Raw genomic sequence first — 18071 nt, 5'->3', positions numbered from 1 at the left:
GGATCATGAGTCGTTTCGCAGGGAAGATCGCCGTCGTCACCGGTGCGGCCCAGGGCATCGGCGCCGCCACCGCCCTCCGGCTGGCCGAGGAGGGCGCGACCGTCGCCGTCCTCGACCTCACCGCCGAGCGGGCCCAGGGCACCGTGGACGCCATCACCGCCAAGGGGGGCACCGCCCGCGCCTACGGCTGCGACGTGGCCGACTACGACGCGGTGGAGCGCGTCTTCGCCACCGTGGTCGAGGAGTTGGGGGCCCTCCACATCCTGGTCAACAACGCCGGGATCACCCGGGACAACCTCTTCTTCAAGATGCCGAAGAGCGACTGGGACGCCGTCCTCACCGTCAACCTGACCAGCGCCTACAACTGCAGCCACGTGGCGCAGGCCTACATGTGCAGGCAGAAGTACGGCAAGATCGTCTCACTGAGCTCGCGCTCCGCCCTCGGCAACCGCGGCCAGGCCAACTACGCCGCCGCCAAGGCCGGCATCCAGGGCCTCACCGCCACCCTGGCCATCGAGCTCGGCCCCTTCAACGTCAACGTCAACGCCGTCGCCCCCGGCTACATCGCCACCTCCATGACCGCCGCCACCGCCGAACGCGTCGGCGCCACCGCCGAGGAGCACCAGGCCCTGGCCGCCGAGCGCACCCCCCTGCGGCGGGTCGGCCTCCCGGAGGAGGTCGCCTCGGTGGTCGCCTTCCTGGCCAGCGAGGACGCCGCGTACGTCAGCGGCCAGACCCTCTACGTCAACGGCGGCGCCCGGTAGTCGGCGCAGCGCCTCGGGGCCGAAGGCCCCAGGGGCGCGAGGAACTGCGCGCGGGGGAACGGCAGCACCGGCAACTGGCTGACGGCGGTTCAGTTGCAGGTGGGCCGCCTCCCGACCCGCGCAGTTCCTCGCGCCCCCGGGTTGACCACCTAAGTCCTCGCGCACCGGGTTGGCCACCGACATCCTGGCGCCCCGGAGTAGCCTCCCGGCCCCCGGCCGGCCGCAGGCCTATCGTGAGGCCATGGGCCTCATTGAGATCGAGATGTTCGCGACGCTCGACCTGGTCGGGCAGGCGCCCGGCGGGCCGGAGGAGGATCCGGTCGGGTTCCCGTTCGGCGGGTGGCAGGCGCCGCTGCTGGACGAGGTGACCGGGGCTCAGATCATGGCCGCGTACCGGGACACCGACGCGCTGCTGCTCGGACGGCGGACGTACGACATCTTCGCCGCCTACTGGCCGCACCAGGAGAGCGGCGGCCAGGACGACGCGATCGCCGCCCTCTTCAACCGCGTCCCGAAGTACGTCGCCTCCCGCGGCACGCCGGACCTGCCCTGGGCCGGCTCCGTGCAGCTCGGCCCGGACCTGGCCGCCGCCGTGCGGGAGGTGCGGGAGCGGCACGAGCACATCAAGGTGGTCGGGAGCCTGGACCTCGTCCAGAGTCTGCTGCGGGAGAGGCTGTTCGACCGGCTCGACCTCTGGGTGCACCCGATCGTCCTCGGCGTCGGCAAGAAGGTCTTCGGCGACGGCACCGTCCCGAGCAACCTCACCCTTCTCGAACCCCCGGCCACCGGCCCGCAGGGCACGGTGCTGCTCCGTTACGGCCTGGCCGAGGGCGTCCCGCGGACCGGTGACATGAGCGCCCCGGACCGCGGGCTGTCCGGCTGAGCCGGGGTCAGCCCGCGGCCGCGAGCTGCTTCAGGTAGCGTTCGGCGGCTCGGAGCTTGCGGCCCTCGGGGCCCGGGAGGTGGGCGCGGAGCTCGATGATCTCGGGGGCCATCCGGATCGCCTCGGCGCGGTCGGTGACGGCACGCCAGCAGGCCTCGGCGTTGGTGGCGATCTGCTGGGTCTCGGGGTCCTCGGGGCCGCGCTCGCGCAGCAGGACCACGGCGACCTCGCGGTAGAGCTCGGCGGCCTCGGCGGGGCGGCCGGCCAGACGGGCGATGTGGGCCCGGACCTGGCGGAGCTGGAGGCTCTCGGGGGCGTTCGGGCCGTGCAGGGCGAGGGTGGTGCGCTCCAGGTCGAGGGCCAGCTCGGCGGCGGTCTCGTGCTCGCCCGCCTCGGCGCTCCGGACGATTCGGCCGATCGCCTCCCGGTAGTCCGCGGTGGGGGCGGAGGCGGGTACGGGGGTAGCGGGGGCGGCGGGCTTGTGGAGCGAGACCACGGGGCGGTCGGCGGCCGGGGCGACCCCGGCCTGGGGGTCCGTCAGCGGGCCGCCCTTGCGCAGCGAGACCGGCGGTCCGACCCGGCGCGGGGTCGGCGGGACGCCCGGCTTGAGGAGGGAGACGCCCTCGCCGGTGAGTTCCTTGGCGAGCAGCACCCGCGGCGCGGCGGCCGGCCGGGCCTTCGGGCCGCGGGTGGGCGGCTTGGGGAGGACCGCCGCCGGGCGCGGCAGGTCCTGGAAGGTGGGGACGGCCTCGCCGATCTGGCGCGAGGTGTTGCGGAAGAAGGGCCGCTCGGTGGGGTGCGAGTGCAGGATGATCGAGTCGTGCCGGACCACCGAGTGGACCTGCTCGCGCAGGTGCTCGGGCGGCAGCAGGGCCGGGCCACCGGGGCGGCCGCGGTGCAGCACCTCGATCAGGGCCCGGGAGAAGGTGCCGATCTGCTCCGGGTCCGGGCTGACCACGGCCCACAGCGGGATGCCGTCGGCCAGCGGGGAGATGGCGCTCTGCACCAGCGGCCAGGCGGCCTGGTCGGCGCTGAGGTCGGCGATCACCAGGGTGGGCAGGTCGCCCCGGTGCTGGAGCTCGGCGGCCAGGGCCTGCCAGGGCAGGCCGTCCTGGCGGACGGTGGCGGGCTTGGAGTCACGGAGCGTCAGGTAGAGGTGCTCGCCCCGGCGGTCGGTGACCAGGTGGCCGCCGAGGTGGATGAGGAGCGGGCCGGGGTGCAGGGCGGCGGCGCGCAGGTGGGCCAGCACGCTCTGCGGGTCGGTGGCGCCGGGGAGGTGGATGGCGTCCACGGATTCGGCGGCGAGCAGGGTCTGCGGGGCGACGGCGGCCAGCATGGTGGAGAGCACCTGGGTCTGGGAGCCCGCGCCGCGGCCCCAGGAGCGACGGCCGGCGGTGCCGTAGCCGCCCTCGATCACCAGGATGCGGCCGCGGGCGCCGTCACCGACCGTCTGCACCACCGGCTTGGGGGCCGTCGCGACCGCGGGCCCACCGGGGCCGGAGTGCCCGGACGTACCGGCAGGGCCGGGCCCCGTGGCCTTCACGGCCGGCATGGTGCCGGTCCAGCCGGTCGAGAAGCCCTCGGCCTGCGCAGCCGCTCCGCCCGGCCAAAGCCCGCCCGCCGTCAGGTCCGCCACCGCAGGTCACCGCCCCCAACCGCCGCCCGCGCGCGACGCAACGCCGTGGTGCCCGCCACCACGTCCTCGCCACCTTACGGTGCCCGCGCCCGGCTCAGCCAGGAGGGACTCCCCGGCCGAACGGGCGCTCGACCGGCCCGGACGCGCCGAGCGCCCCTGACGGTGGGTCAGCGCTCCGTCAGGCTCGGTGGCCACCGGTCCAGCGGTGCTCGTCCAGGACGTACGGGTGGATCTCGAACCCGTCGGGGCTGTCCCGGAATCCGGGCAGCGGGCGGGCCCGCTCGATCCGCCGCTCGGCCGCCTCCCGGGTGCTGTAGAGGCCGAGGGTCTTGTGGTCCTCCTCGGAGTCGGACCAGAACAGCGGCTCGCCGTCCTCGAAGGGTTCGTGCTCCGGCGGGACGAAGTGGTGCCGGTGCACCAGCAGGTAGAGCGTGGGGGCGTCCGTCACGTGTCCTCCCCGGGGCGGTGGTGGTAGGTGAAGTACCCGTCGGTCCAGGTGTCGTGGTCGACGTCGGCGGGGATCACCTCGAAGCAGTCCGGCTCGTCCCGGAAGCCGGGCAGCAGCCTGGCCTGCGCGATCCGCGCCTCGGCGGCCGCCTCGGAGGAGTAGATGCCGAGCAGCCGCCACTCGTCCTCGTCCTGGTGGATCCATCCGTCCGGGTCGCGGTGGATCACCGTGCCGTCGGCCTCCACCGCGAGGTGGCGCAGGTGCCAGAGCTCGTACACCTCCCGGCTCATCGGACCCCGCTGAACGGGTCGGCGAAGTGGGCGGTGGCCAACAGGCCCTCGGCGGCGGCCAGTTCGGCCAGCAGGCGGGTACGGGTGGCGGTGGCGGCGGGCTGGTCCTCGTCGTAGAGGTAGCCGGCGGTGGGGTCGGCGAGCTGGACGGGGTGGAGCACCACATCGCCGGCGACCACCAGCTGCCGCTCCCCCACCGCGAGGCTCTGGTGGCCGGGGGTGTGCCCCGGGGTGGGCAGCACGGTCAGCTCGGGGGTCAGCCGCAGGCCGCCGTCGGCGGCGTCCAGGCAGCCGGCCGCGAGCAGCGGGTCGACCACGGCGGCCAGCATCGGGGAGCCGGTGGCGCGCAGCCAGTCCAACTCCCGCCGCTGGACCAGGTAGCGCGCGTTCGGGAAGGCCGGGGTGGCGCCGTCGGCGGCCAGGCTGCCGCTGGCGTGGTCGCTGTGCAGGTGGGTGAGGACCACCGTGTCCACCTCCTCGGGCCGGGTGCCGGCGGCGGCGAGTTCGGCGGTCAGCCGCCCGGGGACGGGTGCCCAGCTCGCGGCCGGGGAGTCCTCGCCGCCCAGGCCGGTGTCGACCAGGACGGTGCGGCCGCCGGGGGTGCGCAGCAGGTAGCTGTGGAAGTGCAGGGTCCAGGGCTCGGCGCGGTCCGCCCGCCGCCAGACCGGGTGGTCGGGGCCGCCGAAGAGTTCGTCCAGCGGGCGGGCGATCTGATGGCCCATCGGGCCGACCGCGTCGCAGAGCGGGACGACCTCGACCCCGGCGCGGACCACCGCCGGGTGCGGCATCAGGGGCGCCACTCGTCGGCGAGCAGGCCGAGGACCAGCTCGTCGTGGAAGCCGCCGTCCACCCAGGCGTTGCGGCGCAGCAGGCCCTCGCGGACGAAGCCGTTGCGCTCGGCGGCGGCGATCATCCCGTGGTTGTCGGCCAGCGTCTCCACCTGGAGCCGCTGGAAGCCCCGGATCCGGAAGCCGTAGTGGCACATCACCCCGACCGCCTCGGCGCCGTAGCCCTTGCCCCGGTGGGCGGGCAGCACGGCGAGGCCGAGGTGGGCGAGCCGGTTGTGCGGGTCGATCCCCCAGACGATGGCCTCGCCGAGCACCTCACCGCTCGCCAGCTCGACCACGGTGAAGGGCGCGTGACCGTCCGAGGACTCCCCCACCGAGAACACCGAGTTGGCCACCGGAGTCGGCTGCCACGGCCGGGTGTCCGCCTTCGACCGGGTGATCACGTCGTTGTACAGCTCTTCGTGCAGCACCGGCACGTCGGACTCGATCCGGGCCCGCAGGCCGATCCGCTCTCCACGCAACATGCTCGGCGTTCTACCGCCCCGGCGGAGCCGGGGGCAAACGGATTAGCCCTCCCCGGCGAAACAGTAGCCATGGACATAGTAGCCATGTACGGTATCCGTCATGAGTTCAGCAGCGCACGAGAAGGCCACCGCCGGATTCCTGGTCTGGCGCCTGTCGATGAAGTGGCGCACGGCCGTGGACCGGGCGGTCGCGCCGCTGGGGCTGACGCACGCCCAGTACTCGGTGATGGCCTCCCTGTACGGGATGGACCGGGAGGGCCGGCAGCCGAACCAGCGTCAACTCGCCGACCACACCGGGATGGAGGCGCTCTACGTCTCCAAGCTGGCCCGCGCCCTGGAGGGCGCCGGGCTGCTGGGCCGGACCAGGGATCCGGCCGACCCCCGGGCCTTCCGGCTGACCCTCACCGACCAGGGCCGGGAGGTGACCGGGCGGGCGATCACCGTGGTCCAGGAGCTGCTGGAGCAGCTGCTGGAGCCACTCGGGGGCCGGAGCGGCCCGCGCGCCCGGGAGTTCACCCGCGAGCTGGCCCTGCTGCTGGACGTCCCCCTCGAACCGCAGACCGAGCACGCCGAGAAGGAGCAGTCATGACCGAGACCCCCGCCGCCGACCCCCGCACGCTCGCCCTCGCGCACTACGCCGCCCGCGCCGTCCTGGAGGGCGTGCTGGAACGGCACGGCACCACCTTCCAGCAGAACGTCACCCTACGGGTGGCCGTGGTGGCCGGCGGCAGCGTCACCCGGGAGCACCTCACCGCCGAGGTGACCGGCTCGCTGAAGGCCACCCCGTCCGAAGTCGCTTCCGTGATCGACGAGTTGGCCACCGCCGGACTGCTCGCGCCGGACCCGGCGGACGAGGACCTGCTCCACCTCACCCCCGCCGGGCGCACGCTCTACGACACCGCCGCCGCCGAGGGCGCCGCGTACTCCGCCCGGATCTGGGGCGACATCCCGGCCGAAGACCTCGCGGCGGCCGGCCGGGTGCTCACCCTGGTCGCCGCCCGGGCGAACGCCGAGCTGGCCCGGCAGGCGGACTGACGGAGCATCAGCGCCCCCAGGAATCCCAGGGGCCCCACCACTTGGGGGGTGGGGGGTCGGCGGCGGCGGAGGTGGGCTGGTCGGGGTGGAGGCCGAGGCGGCGCAGGGCGTCGGCGCGGATGGTGAAGGACGTGTGGCAGAACCACCGCCCGTCCGGGTTGCGGCCGCACATCAGGTCGATCCGGATGTCCTTCTCGTCGAAGGGCATCCAGTCGATGCCGCGGTCACGCAGTCAATGCGTGATCCAGTGCCCCACCTTGGCGCCGGTGACCGGCGGTTCGACGGGCATGAGTACCCACTCGCTCGCATGCGTGTCCATGGCCCCATGATGCCGCGCCGCGGCTGCCCGCAGGGAACGGTTTTCCGGAGCGCACCGGCCGGAACCGACTCGGCACCGCCCCCGGGCGGGGGGCGGTGCCGGGCGGACGGTGCGTCAGGCGGCGGAGAGCAGGTCGCGGAGCAGGGCCACGGTGTCGGGGTCGAGGTCGCGGCCGGTGCGGCGGCTGAGGGCGTCCAGGCGGTTGACCGCGCGGACCAGCTGGTCGCGGGCGCCGGCCGAGGCGTAGGCGTAGAAGAGGTCGCGGTGCAGGAGTTCGACCTCCGGGGCGACGGCCAGGCCGCGGAAGATGGCGGCCTCGGCGGTGCGGTGGTCGCCGTACTGGAGGCGGCGGGCGGCGAGTTCGTGGGCGGTGTCCACGATCGCGGCCAGCATGTCCTGGCGCTCGGGCTCGGCCCAGCCGTAGCTGTTGCCCGGGGCCTCCGCGAACGGGGCGCCCCGGACCAGGGCGAGGGCGTGGGCCAGGGCGGCGTCGGCGGTGGAGCTGGTGCTGCGCATGCCGCGCCGGTAGAGGCTGCGGAACTCGTCCCAGTCGCAGCTGACGGTCGGGGCGAGGGCGACGCCGTCCCCGGTCTCCAGCGGCAGGAAGGCCCGGCCCTCCGCCGACTCGCCCAGCCAGGAGGCGAGTTCGGCCAGTCGGGCGGGGAGCGGGGTGGACTGCTCGGTGGTCGGGTGCGGGTCCAGGTGGGCCGCGCCCGGGTGCAGCGCGTGGTCCAGGGCGGAGAGGTCCGCGCCCGGGCGCAGCGCCAGCAGGGCGGCCAGCTCGGTCAACCGGGGGCGGCCCTCGGGGTTCACCGGGCCGTTCGCGCCGAGCAGGTCCGGCGGACCGAGCAGGCGGATCCGGGGCGCGGTCCGGACGCTGTGCGCCTCGGGTGAGCGCAGGATGGCCAGCAGGTCGTCGCTGTCGCTGCGCGCGGACCCGGCCGGGGGCACGTAGGAGGCCGGGGGCGGAGTGGGCCGGGCCGGGGCGTGCTCGGCCACCGGCGGGGCGGCCTCATGGGTCGGCGGCGGCTCGTAGGCCGGCACGGGCGGGACGGGCGGGACGGGCGGCACCGGCGGGACGGGCGCGGCCAGGGGGTACTCGCCGGTCAGGGGCTGGTCGGTCACCCGGGGCAGCGGCTCGGTCTCGGCCCGCGCCTCGGCCTCGCCGAACGGGGCTGTGGCGGAAGGGAGTTCGACGGCGGGAGGCGTGGCGACCGCGAACGGGCCCGCAGCGGGCAGCACGGCGGGGAGAGGGTCGGTGAGCGGGTCGACGGCGGCGGGCGGCTCGGGGGCCGCGAACCGGCCGGCGGCCGGGAGCTCGGGGGTGGGAGCGGCGGGCACCGCGGTGACCGGGGCCACCGGAAGGGCGGGGAGCGACGGGAGCGACGAGGGAACCGCCACCGGCGAACCCGCCGCCGAGGTGCCGTTCTTGCGCAGCGTCAGGCCCGCCCCGTTGAGGGAGTGCCGCGGCGTGGCCGCCGGGCTGGTGCCCGCGAACGGGCTGCTGCCGGTGCCGATCAGACGGGCGATCAGGTCCGGGCCGGCGCCCTCCCCGGGCCCGCCGGTGGAGGGCGCGGAGGCCATGGCCGCGAAGGCGGGGCCGTCCAGCAGCGGGGAGGGCGGGGCCGGGGAGTCGAAGGGGTTGGAGCCGAGGAAGGTCTGCTCGGCGGCCGGCCCGCCCACGGCGGCCAGCACCGGCACCGGGAGTTCGGCCGGCTCCAGCTCCTCGCCGTCGAAGGTCCAGTCGGGGGCCGGGAGTTGGCTGGTGTCGGCGGCGCTGCGGAGCAGGTCGCCGACGTGGCCGTACTGCTCGGGGGCCAGCCGCTGGAGCTCCACGGTCAGGTGCAGGCCGGGGATGGTGGCCAGGCCGGTGCTGGGCAGGGTCCAGCGGGCGACCGGGCCGGTGCCGCGCTCGGGCGCGCGGGTGACGACGGCCAGGCAGGTGCGCGGGGTGCCGTCGAGCAGCCGGCCCAGCTCGGCGGGCAGGTTGCCGCTCGGCGGCTGGGCCGAGAGCACGATCTCGGGCACCCAGGACTCGTCCTCCTGGCCGCGGCTGCGGGCGTCGCGGGGGCTGCTCACCTCGGCGGCGACCAGGGTGGCGCGGGCCCGGGCGGTGCGCGGTCCGAGGGCGGCGAGCGCGGTCTCCAGGCTGTCGTGGCGGTGCACCCGCTCGGCGGCGGCGCCGGTCAGCGGGAGGTCCTCGGCCAGGCCGACCAGGTGGAGGTTGACCCGGTCGGCGAGCGGGCTGTGAGCCAGCTCGACGGCCAGGGTGCGCAGCACGTCGCGGGCGTCGTCCGGGTGGCCGGAGAGGTGCATCAGCCGGACGGTCTCCAGGTCGGCCAGTACCACCGCGCCGTCCGGCCCGGTGCCGAGGGTGACCAGGGCCGGGTACGGGGCGGCGTGCTTGCGGGCCTGGGAGACGGAGAGCAGTTCGTGGGAGTCCTCCGGGCACCACCAGACGTTCGGCGCGTGCGCGGCCCGGAACGGGGCGATCGGCGCGGCCGGGGCGGCCAGGTGGAGCTCGACGGTGCGGCCGGAGGTGACCCGGGCCGCGACCAGCGCGGGCAGGCGCTTGCCGCCGCGCACGGTGTTGCGTCCCATGGTGCGCAGGGCACGGTCCAGCAGGGCCAGGCCCTCGTCGTCCTGACGGACCTTCAGCTCGGACTCGAAGGCGAGCGCGGCCGGGGCGGGCAGGGCGATCCGGTGCCGGGGGCGGCGGCTGCGCTGCTGGTCGCCGCGGCGGCGGGCCACCGTGCCGACCAGGACGGCGGCCAGCACCACGCCGACGGCGGAGGCGGCCAGCGCCACCGTGTAGTCGTCGCTGGGCGCGGTGGCCTCGGCGCCCGCCGGGTGCTGGGCGGCCGGGTGCTGGGCGGGCGCGGTCGGGCCCTGGACGGGCGCGCCCGGGGAGGCCGGGACCGTCGGGGCGGGCGTGGCCGGCGCCTGGGTGGCGGGGGCCTGCGGCGCGGGGGTCTGCGCGGCGGGCGGGGCCTCCGGCGCCGGGGCCGTCTCGGGGGCGGGGGCGGGCGCGGGGGCGGGGGCCGCCGGGGCACCGGGGAGGGCGAGCACCATGCCCGGCACCACCACGTCCGGATCGGTCAGCCGGGTGCCGTCGGGAGCGGTGACGCCCTTGTTGGCCTCGAAGAGCCGGGGCCAGCCCTCGGCGTCGCCCAACTCCCGCTCGGCGATGGCCGAGAGGCTGTCCCCGGCCTTGACGGTGACCGTGGCGTGGCCGGTGGTCAGGGCCGCCGGGGTCTGCGCGGTCCGGTTCTGGGCGGCGGGATCCTGAGAAGCGGGGGCCTGGGCCGCCGGGGCCTGGGCCTGCGGCTTGGCGTCGGAGGGCAGCTTGAGCTTCCAGCCGGGGTGGATGGCCCGGTCGGCGTCGAAGCGCCGTCCGTCCTCGTCCATCACCTGACCGTCGTTCAGCTTGGCGATCTCGGTCCAGCGTTCGCCGGAGCCGAGCTGGCTCTCGGCGATCGACCAGAGGCTGTCCGCCGGGCTGGTGTCGCGCACCGTGTAGGTGGGGTGCTGGTCGGCGGCGGGGGTGAGCGCCGGGGCCGCCGGGGCGGCGGGCAGCGCGGCGTACTGGGCGGAGGCGGTGACCTGGGCGGGGGCCGCGGCGGGCCCGAGCTCCGGGACGGCCGCGAAGGCGGAGCCGGCCACCGGCAGCAGGGCGATCACCGAGCCGACCAGGCCGGCGGCCAGCCGCTGGCTCCAGCCGAAGGCGGGGAGACGGCGGGCCACCCGGCCGCGCAGTTGGGCCGGGATCTCCAGCAGCACCGAGAGCGCGAAGCAGAGCCAGCCGATCCAGCCGATCGCGACCAGGACCCAGAGGAAGATCCGGCCGTCGTCGGGGCTGGTCAGCAGGTCGGTCAGGCCGGAGGTGCTCTGACCGCCCATCGCGGCCACCGCGAGGGTGCCGTAGCCGAGCAGCATCGGCACCCCGGCCAGCAGCACGGCCAGCAGCACCAGGGCGCCGAGCGCGGTGAACACCGAGCCGACGGTCCTGCGCCGTCGCCGCGGCCGCAACGGCACCGGCCGCCGTGCGGCCGGCACGCCCGGGCCCGGCTCGACCCGCGAGCCCGTCCCGGCCCGCCGGTCCTGTCCCTTGGTCCCTCGCGCCGCCATCAGCCCGTCCCCGCTTCCCTCACACCCCGCGCCGCTGCGGCCCTGCCGCCGCGGCGCCCGCCTGACCGGGCGTCAGCCCGGACCGGAGCCCCGCCCCTCACGGGTTCTCCGCTTGCCTGACTCCGTGCACCAGCCCGGCCGAACCGACGCCGCGCACGTCCAACTCCTCCACCCGCATCGCGCCGAGCAGGGTGGTCCGGTACGTGGTCCGGATCTCCACCACCACGGTCCGGTCCCCCCGGAAGGTGATGTCCGCGGGCTTCAGCCCGTACGGCTCCAGATAGGCGGTGGCCACGCTGCGGGCCTCGTCCAGGTCCTTCTTCAGCACGTAGCCGCGGCCGCTCAACAGGGCGGCCTGGTCCAGCTGTTGGCCCGCCGCCCGGGCGGCCTCCTGGGCGCGCGCGTCGGCGTTCTCGATCGCCCGCAGCCGGCCACCGCCCTCCAACACGATACCGACCATGATCACCAGGCCGGCCACGCAGATCGCCACGAAGAGGGCGATCGAGCCTTCGTCCGCCCGTCGACGGAACCGATTCGGACTCAAATCCCCTCCCCTCTCAGCCGGTTGCCCGGTAGCGGTCCAGCACCGAGGTGAAGGTGCCGGTCATCTTCTTGGAGCCGGCGGGCAGCCCCGCCAGCAGGTCCGCCAGCCGGACCGTGCAGCTGACCTGCACCGTCACGGTGGTGAGCGGACCCTCCGGCGTGGGCAGCGTGCCGTACGCGACCGCGGAGCGTTCCGCGCCCTCGCACAGCACCCCCTGCCCCGCCAGCGCCGCGGCCACCGCGTCGTGTGCGGCCTGCTCCGCCCCCTCCGGGCTGCGCGCCAGGGAGGCCGCGCGGGCGCCGGAACGGGCTGCTGCGTCCACTACCCCGCCGGTGGTCTGAATACGCCCGGCCGCGACGGCGATCAGCACGAAGAAGACCAACGCGGGGGCGAGGATCGCCAGTTCGATCGCGAAGCTGCCGCGGTCCGCGCCGGGGCGGCGCCGGCGGAGCACGAGCGGCCCGCGCAGGGCGGGCGGGCGCCTCACGGCCGCCCGCCCTGCGGGACGAACTTCTCCCGGGGAGCGCTGATCCGACGGGTGATCAGCAGCCGGTCGAACCCCGGCACCACGGCCAGCGGCCGGACCGTGACGGAGATCCGGTAGGTGGTCGCGTCACTGGTGTCGGTCTTCACGTCGACCCGCTCGGCGAGATCACCGACCCGGGTCAGGAAGTCCCCGGCCCGCCGGGCGCCCGAATCGGAGGCGGCGCCCTGGGCCCGGCCGGCCTCGGCGCCCTCGCGGGCAGCCGTGAGCGCGGCCTGGCCCGCGTACCAGTAGAGGGCGGCCTGCACCACGAGGAAGACCAGGAACAGCGCGATCGGGAAGACCAGGGCGAGCTCGATGCTCAGCGCGCCCCGGTCGCCCCGACGGGCTCCGGTCCGGGCGGACGGCGAACGGCGGATCACGGAATGGGGGTGACGTTCGCGTCGGTCGGGATGTGCCCCTTCACGGTGCTGCCCAGGCTGCGCACCGCCACCACGATGGCGCCGGCGATGGCGACCAGCACGACCACGGCGAGCGCCAGCTCGATGCTGATGGCGCCGCGATCGCCCGTGGCCCGGGCCGCCCGGAGGCGGCCCATCCGGTAGTGGAAGGCGAACATGAGGAGTTGCACGGGAAGGAAGAGTGCGGTGAGGAACGAGCGCAGTACGGCCATGATCTGCTCTCCAGGGTCTACGGTTGGCGGCTAGATGAAGTTGAGCATCTGGTACAGCGCGGGAAACGCGATCAGCACCGTCATGAGCAGGGTGAGCGCCGCTCCCGGCGCCACCATCCGCTCGCTGTCGGTGTTGGCCCGGGCCAGGTCCTCCGCGAGCAGTTCGTCGCGCAGGCTCTTCGCCCGGGCCCGGAGGGTGTCGTACACGGCCGCCCCGTCGGTGCCGGACAGCCGCATGATGTCGGCGACGTCCTGAAGGGGCGTCAGACCGAGTTCGGTGGCGAGGGCGTCGAGGCCCTCCCAGGGTGGGAGCCGGTCGGTGGTGGCGCGGTCCAGGGCGTCCCTGATCCGGCGCAGCACGGTCGATCGGCCGACCACGGCGGCCCGCCGCAGCGCCTCGGCCGGGCCGAGGTCGGCGGCCCGCTCCAGGGCGACCAGTTCGAGGTAGGCGGCGATCCCGTTGAGGTACTCGGTACGGGCCTCCTTGGCCTCGCCCTTGACGATGGCGTCCGGCACCAGCCAGCCCAGCAGGGCCAGCCCCGGGCCCACCAGCACGGGAACCAGCAGCGGCAGCTGGACGTCCATCAGGGTGGTGAACAGCACCAGGTAGGCGGGGGTCATCAGTCCGATCAGGCCGAAGAGCAGCTTGTGCGCCATGAAGCGGGCCGGGGTGCGGCCGATCAGCGCGAGCTGCTGGTGCGGGATGCGCGCACCGGCCAGATGGATCGAGCGGGCGCCGATCCGGTCGGCCCAGGCGGCCCGGCCCCCGAGCTCCTGGGTATCCGTCGGAACCCGGTGCAGCCGGTCCAGGGCCTGCGCCAAGTCCGGTGGTGCGGGCCTGAGTTCGGAGGCGATCAGGGCGATGCCACCGAGCACCGCGGCACCGGCCAGGACGGACCAGAGGGAGATCACGGGGCCTCCTTCCGGAACAGCGAGGGGACGGCGGGCACGGGCGCGCCGGTGGTCGGCTGCGTCCCGGCCGGCGAGACGTCCGGCCCGTCCGGGGCGGGCAGCCGGACCGCGCCGGTCCTGCTCCGCCGGTCGGGCTCCAGCAGCCGGGGCAGCTGCGGCTGGGTGGCCAGCTTCTTCATCCAGGCGATCACCAGGACGAACAGCACCAGCACCACCAGCAACACCATCTGCCCCAGGAAAGTGCCGTACGGCTGGACGTAACGGTCGTTCAGCACACCGACCACCAGCACCCCGAGGATGATCACCAGCAGCCAGCGGATGGTGGTGCGGTGCGTGGCCCGGCCCGCCTCGATGGCTCGCCGCTGGCGGACCTCCTCGCGGACCGACCCGGCCAGGTCGCCGAGGGTGCGGGCCAGGCCCGGGCCGCTGTCCCCGGCGCGCAGCACCAGGGCGGCCAGCACCTTGTCGGCGGTCGCGTCGGCGATCCGGTCGCCGAAGGCCCGCAGCGCCTCCTCCGGCCGCCAGCGGGACTGCAGGCGGGCGCTGAGCTCGGCGATCTCGGCCTCCAGGGCGGGCGGAGCGGTCCGGCGGCTGGTCACGATGGCCTGGTTCAGGCCGACGCCGAGCAGCAGCACGTCGCCCAGCCGCTGGGTCCACTCGGCCAGCGCCTCCAGCTTCTCGATCCGGTGCATGTCGGCCTTGGTGGCGCCGTACAGCCAGGGCAGACCGAAGGCCACCAGGGCGACCAGCACCAGCACCACCGGCGGACGGCCGGAGAGCAGCACCAGCACCGTGCCGACGGCGAACGCCAGCACCTGGAACGGGAGTTGACGCCTGGTCCGGTTGGAGAGACGGCTCGCGAGGGGCCGGGCCGCGTCCTGCTCCGACCGGTCGACGCCGCGCAGCCCCACCACCAGCAGCACCAGGCCGCCGACCACCAGCAGTCCGCAGAGCACGAAGAGCAGCATCAGCGACCGCCCCCGATCCGCAGGTTGAGCGGGGCGCCCCAACTGCCGTACGCCGACGACAGCAGGCCCGCGTCGAAGCCGGCCCGGCGCAGGTCGTCCAGGCAGTTCGGCGGGGTGTGCGGCACGGCCCGGGGCTCGCCCAGGTCGGGGCGCGGGCCGAAGACGGTGTTCAGCGCCGGACGGCCGCTCTCGCCGATCCCGGTCACCTCCATCACGTGCGAGACGAAGCGGTGCCGGCGGCCGCCGAGCGCGGTCTCGTCCACCATCGACACGTGCACGATCAGGTCGACCGCGTTGGCGGTCAGCCGGTAGGCCAGGGTGTCGGTCATGTGGGCGCCGTACTCCAGGCAGAGCTCGGCGATCCGGTCCACCACCATCTGCGGGCCACGGGCGTGCAGGGTGCACATCGAGCCGCCCTCGCCGTTGGTCATCACCCGCAGCATCGGCACCACCTCGCCGGAGCGGACCTCGCCGACGATGATCCGCGACAGCGTCATCCGCAGCGCGGCCGGGATCAGCTCACCGATCGTCAGCTCGCCGGCCACCTTGCCGTCCACCCGCTCGCCGTTGCCCTCCCGGGCCTCCATCGGCACCACCTGGCGCAGGTGGCCGAGGGTGTGCAGCCAGAGCTCGAACTCCGACTCCAGGGTGCCGACCCGCTCGTCCGGCGGGATCTCGGCCGCCATCGCGCGCAGCAGGCTGGTCTTGCCGACGCCCTGGGTGCCGGTGATCATCACGTTCTTCCGGGCCCGGATCGCCGAGGCCAGGAAGGCGGCCAGGGTGTGGTCCACCGTGCCCAGTTGGACCAGGTCCGCGAGGGTCGCCGAGGCCACCCGGTGGCGGCGGATCGCCACGTACGGACGGGGCGTCACCTCGGTCATCGCCTGCAGGCGCATGCCGCCCTCCAGCCGCAGCGCCAGCATCGGGCTGGCGGTGGACAGGCTGCGCTCGCCGCCGCCGTGCTGGCGGGCCAGGTCCTGGAGCAGCTCGATCAGCTCGGCGTCGCTGTCCGCCACCGGCGGTACCTGGCGCAGCGGTTGGTGGACCTTGGAGATCCACACGTCGTCGCAGCCGTTGATGAGGATGTTCTCGATCTCCGGGTCGTCCAGGTAGGGCTGGAGCCGCCCGGCCCTGAACAGCAGGTCGTAGACGGCCTCGGCCAGCGCCCGGTCCTGCTCCCTGGTCGGCGGGATGCCGTGGGTCTGGGCGTAGGCGTCGGACCAGCGGGCCACCACCTCGTCGATCAGCGCGCGGCCGCGCTGGCGCCGGGTGGCCCGGTCGGCCTCCACCCCGGACAGGTCGCTCAGCCGGGCCAGCTGCTCGTGCAGCTCGGCCGCGACCTGGCGCTTGAGCTCCCGGGCGACCTGCTGGTCGACCGCCGGGCGGACCCCGACGGGCTCGATGGCGGGCACCGGAGCGGCCTGCGCGGCGGCGGAGCTGACCGGCCCGGAGGTGAACTGACCGACCGGCGCCGCATGCGGTATCACCGGCTGGGCGGTGGTCCAGGGCAGCCCGGCCGGGTCGGCCGAGGGCTTCTGCAGCGGGTCGTGGAGGGGGCTACCGCGCACGGAGCACCTGCCCGTAGGTCGGCGGGTCGGCCTCGGCCGGAGCCCGGAACGGCTCCGGGGCGGCGGGCTGCGGCACCGGCGGCGCGGGCACCACCGGGCCGGGCCGGCCGTCCGCCGGAGCGCCCGGTGACACCGACGTGGGGTGGGCCGGCGGGCGGCCCGGCTCGGCGAACGCGGCCTGGCGGTAGGCGGCCTGCGGAGGCTGCTGCCGGGGGGCGTGCGGGCCGAGCGTGTAGCCCTGCTGCTGGGGCTGCTGGAAGTGGGCCTGCTGGGAGTAGGCGTGCTGAGGGTACGGCTGCTGGGCCTGCGACGGAGGCGGCTGGACGCCGGGCTGCGGGACGCCGGGCTGCTGGTAGGCCAAGGGGTGCGACTCCTGGTCGGGGGACGGCAGCGCCGGCCCCGGGTGCTGCGGTTCGACAGCCCCGGGTACGGCGGCCGGGGCCAGGCGCTGCCGACGGCGCCTGACGAGCAGTTGGATCTGGTCGGCCGCCGAACGGGCGGTGCGCATCAGCTCGGAGCGGACGAACCGGCGATCCCCGGTGTCGCCGCCGTCCGAGAGCAGCCGGGCGGTGCGCGGCGCGTGCGGGAGCACCCCGAGCACCGGCACGCCGAACTCGCGGGCGATCTCCGCGGCCGGGTACGGGCCCTCGGCCACCACCAGCACGCCCAGCGCGTCCGGGCCGCTGCCCGACTGGGTCAGGTCCTCGCGCAGCGCGGCCAGCCGGGGCCGGGCCGAGCTCAGGCCGCGCAGCGTGCTGCGCACCGTCACCACCACCGCGTCGGCCCGCCGGGCCAGCACCGCGCCCGGCCCGTACGCGCCGGACCGGCCGAGGTCCAACAGCACGTCGTAGCCCTGGGGTTCGAGCGCGTGCAGCGCCTCCACCAGCGGCTCCCAGGTGTACGCCAGGCCGGGGGCCTGGGCCGGGTCGGTCAGGCCGGGCAGCAGCAGGCGCTCCCCGGTGCCGTCCGGCGAGATGTCCACCAGCTGCTCCCAGAGGGCCTGGGCGAGCAGGCCGCGGCGGTCCGCGACGGCCAGGTTGCGCAGCCCGTAGACCGCCTCGACCCGGCCCTCCAGCGCGCCGGCCAGCACCGCGCCGCCGTCCGGGTCGCACTCCACCAGCAGCACCCGGCGGCCCGGGTGCAGCGGCCAGGAGAGCAGCAGGGCCAGCGCCGAGGTGGTGGCTCCGGGGGCGCCCGGACCGCCGACGAGCGCGATCACCGCCACGGGACCACCCCCCGGCCGACCCCGGGTGCACGGGCGGGGCGGGCCGTGGCGGCCGTCCCGAGGTGACGGCCCATCAGCCCGCGCTCCCGCTCGGGGAGGGCGTCGGGGCGGCCGGGGCCGCTCCGTCGCGCGGGGCCAGGATGATCTGCAGACGCCCGCCGGCCACCCAGGCGGCCAGCTTGGGACCGTCGGCGAGCGGCAGCGCCACGTCGACCACCTGGCTGCCGTCGGAGTCCACCTTGCCGACCGCGACCACCTTGACCGGGATGGTCTCGGGGGTGCGGACGGTCCCGTTCGGGCCGTTGTCCGGGGTGGAGACCACCACGATCCGGTTGCCGGGGTTGAGCCGGGTGCTCGGCAGCTGGGTGCGCTTGACCGCCACGCCGACCACCGTCTGGCCGGGCTCGACCAGGGACTCGCCGGTGACGTCGGCCCTGAGCAGCAGCCCGCCGCGCCTGAGGTCGCGGGAGGCCCGCAGCCCGATGGTGCGGGAGCGGTCGGCGGCGTCCAGCGGCTTGAGCGCGGGGTCGGAGGCGATCCGTGCCACGACCAGGTCCTCGGGGGCGATGGCCTGTCCGGCGGGCACGTCCCGGGCCAGCGCGAGCACCGCGATCCGCTGCCCGGTGGAGTTGTAGAGCACCGCCCCGCCGAGACCGCCGGCCGCCACCATGGCCACCGCCATGGCGATCACCGCCGGGCGCCGCCGTCTGGCCCGCAGGGTGCGCGGCGGCGCGTGCGGAGCCACCCGGGCCGCCTCGGCGGCGGGGACGGTGATGCCGGGGCTCGGCGTGGGGAAGGTTCGTTGCTCCACCGGGCTTCGGCCTTTCGTACGGGGGGTCGGGGGACGGTCCTGGGGACCGGTGCGCGGGGCGAGGTGAGGCC

General features: G+C 75.6%; 20 protein-coding genes. 4 read left to right on the top strand and 16 right to left on the bottom strand.

The window, feature by feature from the left end; genetic code table 11:
• Positions 1-5: 5 nt before the first annotated feature.
• Together fabG and ACWCYY_RS01485 are read left to right on the top strand one after the other, a co-directional pair.
• Complete coding sequence (fabG, locus tag ACWCYY_RS01490) at positions 6-764, top strand: 3-oxoacyl-ACP reductase FabG (protein WP_345283461.1); 759 nt, start codon at positions 6-8, stop codon at positions 762-764.
• Positions 765-1005: 241 nt separating this feature from the next.
• Positions 1006-1647 carry a dihydrofolate reductase family protein gene (locus tag ACWCYY_RS01485; RefSeq protein WP_449794746.1) on the top strand — a complete coding sequence of 214 codons (642 nt, stop codon included), beginning with the start codon at positions 1006-1008 and terminating at the stop codon, positions 1645-1647.
• 7 nt (positions 1648-1654) lie between these two features.
• On the opposite strand, the gene ACWCYY_RS01480 is transcribed toward ACWCYY_RS01485, so the two are convergent.
• The 5 genes from ACWCYY_RS01480 to ACWCYY_RS01460 form a co-directional block, all read right to left on the bottom strand.
• Positions 1655-3283 carry a hypothetical protein gene (locus ACWCYY_RS01480; protein WP_449794745.1) on the bottom strand — a complete coding sequence of 543 codons (1629 nt, stop codon included), beginning with the start codon at positions 3281-3283 and terminating at the stop codon, positions 1655-1657.
• A gap of 178 nt (positions 3284-3461) precedes the next feature.
• Positions 3462-3731: a hypothetical protein gene (locus tag ACWCYY_RS01475; protein WP_449794744.1), complete on the bottom strand. Its 270-nt coding sequence runs from the start codon at positions 3729-3731 to the stop codon at positions 3462-3464.
• Positions 3728-4021, bottom strand: coding sequence for a hypothetical protein (locus ACWCYY_RS01470; protein ID WP_345283464.1), 294 nt, complete (start codon positions 4019-4021; stop codon positions 3728-3730). Before ACWCYY_RS01470 ends, ACWCYY_RS01475 begins: the two co-directional genes overlap by 4 nt.
• Positions 4018-4809, bottom strand: coding sequence for an MBL fold metallo-hydrolase (locus ACWCYY_RS01465; protein WP_449794743.1), 792 nt, complete (start codon positions 4807-4809; stop codon positions 4018-4020). Before ACWCYY_RS01465 ends, ACWCYY_RS01470 begins: the two co-directional genes overlap by 4 nt.
• On the bottom strand, positions 4809-5333 hold the full coding sequence (locus ACWCYY_RS01460; protein ID WP_345283466.1) for a GNAT family N-acetyltransferase: 525 nt from the start codon (positions 5331-5333) through the stop codon (positions 4809-4811). The genes ACWCYY_RS01465 and ACWCYY_RS01460 overlap by 1 nt, the downstream gene beginning before the upstream one ends.
• A 100-nt stretch (positions 5334-5433) precedes the next feature.
• Between ACWCYY_RS01460 and ACWCYY_RS01455 the strand changes: the two genes are divergently transcribed.
• Entirely contained in the window at positions 5434-5922 is a 489-nt protein-coding gene (locus tag ACWCYY_RS01455) for a MarR family winged helix-turn-helix transcriptional regulator (RefSeq protein ID WP_345283468.1), read from the top strand.
• Positions 5919-6368 (top strand): MarR family transcriptional regulator, encoded by a 450-nt coding sequence (locus ACWCYY_RS01450; RefSeq protein ID WP_449794742.1) that lies wholly within the window; start codon positions 5919-5921, stop codon positions 6366-6368. The genes ACWCYY_RS01455 and ACWCYY_RS01450 overlap by 4 nt, the downstream gene beginning before the upstream one ends.
• Positions 6369-6375: 7 nt before the next feature.
• Here the strand turns inward: ACWCYY_RS01450 and ACWCYY_RS01445 are convergent, their stop codons facing one another.
• The 11 genes from ACWCYY_RS01445 to ACWCYY_RS01395 form a co-directional block, all read right to left on the bottom strand.
• Positions 6376-6576 carry a hypothetical protein gene (locus ACWCYY_RS01445; RefSeq protein ID WP_449794741.1) on the bottom strand — a complete coding sequence of 67 codons (201 nt, stop codon included), beginning with the start codon at positions 6574-6576 and terminating at the stop codon, positions 6376-6378.
• Positions 6577-6801: 225 nt separating this feature from the next.
• A complete protein-coding gene (locus ACWCYY_RS01440) occupies positions 6802-10680 on the bottom strand; it encodes a LysM peptidoglycan-binding domain-containing protein (RefSeq protein WP_449794740.1) in 3879 nt (1292 codons plus the stop codon).
• A gap of 232 nt (positions 10681-10912) precedes the next feature.
• Positions 10913-11359, bottom strand: a complete 447-nt coding sequence (locus ACWCYY_RS01435; RefSeq protein WP_449794739.1) for a hypothetical protein — start codon at positions 11357-11359, stop codon at positions 10913-10915.
• A 13-nt stretch (positions 11360-11372) separates the two neighbouring features.
• Positions 11373-11846, bottom strand: a complete 474-nt coding sequence (locus ACWCYY_RS01430) for a TadE/TadG family type IV pilus assembly protein (RefSeq protein ID WP_345280124.1) — start codon at positions 11844-11846, stop codon at positions 11373-11375.
• Positions 11843-12265: a TadE family protein gene (locus tag ACWCYY_RS01425; RefSeq protein WP_345280126.1), complete on the bottom strand. Its 423-nt coding sequence runs from the start codon at positions 12263-12265 to the stop codon at positions 11843-11845. The genes ACWCYY_RS01430 and ACWCYY_RS01425 overlap by 4 nt, the downstream gene beginning before the upstream one ends.
• Complete coding sequence (locus ACWCYY_RS01420) at positions 12262-12516, bottom strand: hypothetical protein (RefSeq protein WP_345280128.1); 255 nt, start codon at positions 12514-12516, stop codon at positions 12262-12264. Before ACWCYY_RS01420 ends, ACWCYY_RS01425 begins: the two co-directional genes overlap by 4 nt.
• 30 nt (positions 12517-12546) lie before the next feature.
• Complete coding sequence (locus ACWCYY_RS01415; RefSeq protein WP_449794738.1) at positions 12547-13428, bottom strand: type II secretion system F family protein; 882 nt, start codon at positions 13426-13428, stop codon at positions 12547-12549.
• On the bottom strand, positions 13425-14396 hold the full coding sequence (locus ACWCYY_RS01410) for a type II secretion system F family protein (RefSeq protein ID WP_449794737.1): 972 nt from the start codon (positions 14394-14396) through the stop codon (positions 13425-13427). The genes ACWCYY_RS01415 and ACWCYY_RS01410 overlap by 4 nt, the downstream gene beginning before the upstream one ends.
• Positions 14396-15964: a CpaF family protein gene (locus tag ACWCYY_RS01405; RefSeq protein WP_345280133.1), complete on the bottom strand. Its 1569-nt coding sequence runs from the start codon at positions 15962-15964 to the stop codon at positions 14396-14398. Before ACWCYY_RS01405 ends, ACWCYY_RS01410 begins: the two co-directional genes overlap by 1 nt.
• On the bottom strand, positions 15954-17189 hold the full coding sequence (locus ACWCYY_RS01400; RefSeq protein WP_345280134.1) for a hypothetical protein: 1236 nt from the start codon (positions 17187-17189) through the stop codon (positions 15954-15956). The genes ACWCYY_RS01405 and ACWCYY_RS01400 overlap by 11 nt, the downstream gene beginning before the upstream one ends.
• A gap of 73 nt (positions 17190-17262) precedes the next feature.
• On the bottom strand, positions 17263-18000 hold the full coding sequence (locus tag ACWCYY_RS01395) for an SAF domain-containing protein (protein WP_345280136.1): 738 nt from the start codon (positions 17998-18000) through the stop codon (positions 17263-17265).
• Positions 18001-18071 lie beyond the last annotated feature (71 nt).

This window comes from Kitasatospora sp. NPDC001664, assembly GCF_053596675.1.
The sequence above is the reverse complement of the archived record's forward strand: the minus strand, read 5'-3'. Positions and strand labels throughout refer to the sequence as shown.

Excerpts from the sequence above, each read along its gene's own strand:
- ACWCYY_RS01450 (WP_449794742.1), top strand. The coding sequence starts at position 5,919 with ATGACCGAGACCCCCGCCGCCGACCCCCGCACGCTCGCCCTCGCGCAC.
- ACWCYY_RS01445 (WP_449794741.1), bottom strand. The coding sequence starts at position 6,576 with ATGCCCTTCGACGAGAAGGACATCCGGATCGACCTGATGTGCGGCCGC.
- ACWCYY_RS01455 (WP_345283468.1), top strand. The coding sequence starts at position 5,434 with ATGAGTTCAGCAGCGCACGAGAAGGCCACCGCCGGATTCCTGGTCTGG.
- ACWCYY_RS01465 (WP_449794743.1), bottom strand. The coding sequence starts at position 4,809 with ATGCCGCACCCGGCGGTGGTCCGCGCCGGGGTCGAGGTCGTCCCGCTC.
- ACWCYY_RS01420 (WP_345280128.1), bottom strand. The coding sequence starts at position 12,516 with ATGGCCGTACTGCGCTCGTTCCTCACCGCACTCTTCCTTCCCGTGCAA.
- ACWCYY_RS01410 (WP_449794737.1), bottom strand. The coding sequence starts at position 14,396 with ATGCTGCTCTTCGTGCTCTGCGGACTGCTGGTGGTCGGCGGCCTGGTG.
- ACWCYY_RS01470 (WP_345283464.1), bottom strand. The coding sequence starts at position 4,021 with ATGAGCCGGGAGGTGTACGAGCTCTGGCACCTGCGCCACCTCGCGGTG.
- ACWCYY_RS01485 (WP_449794746.1), top strand. The coding sequence starts at position 1,006 with ATGGGCCTCATTGAGATCGAGATGTTCGCGACGCTCGACCTGGTCGGG.
- ACWCYY_RS01460 (WP_345283466.1), bottom strand. The coding sequence starts at position 5,333 with ATGTTGCGTGGAGAGCGGATCGGCCTGCGGGCCCGGATCGAGTCCGAC.
- fabG (WP_345283461.1), top strand. The coding sequence starts at position 6 with ATGAGTCGTTTCGCAGGGAAGATCGCCGTCGTCACCGGTGCGGCCCAG.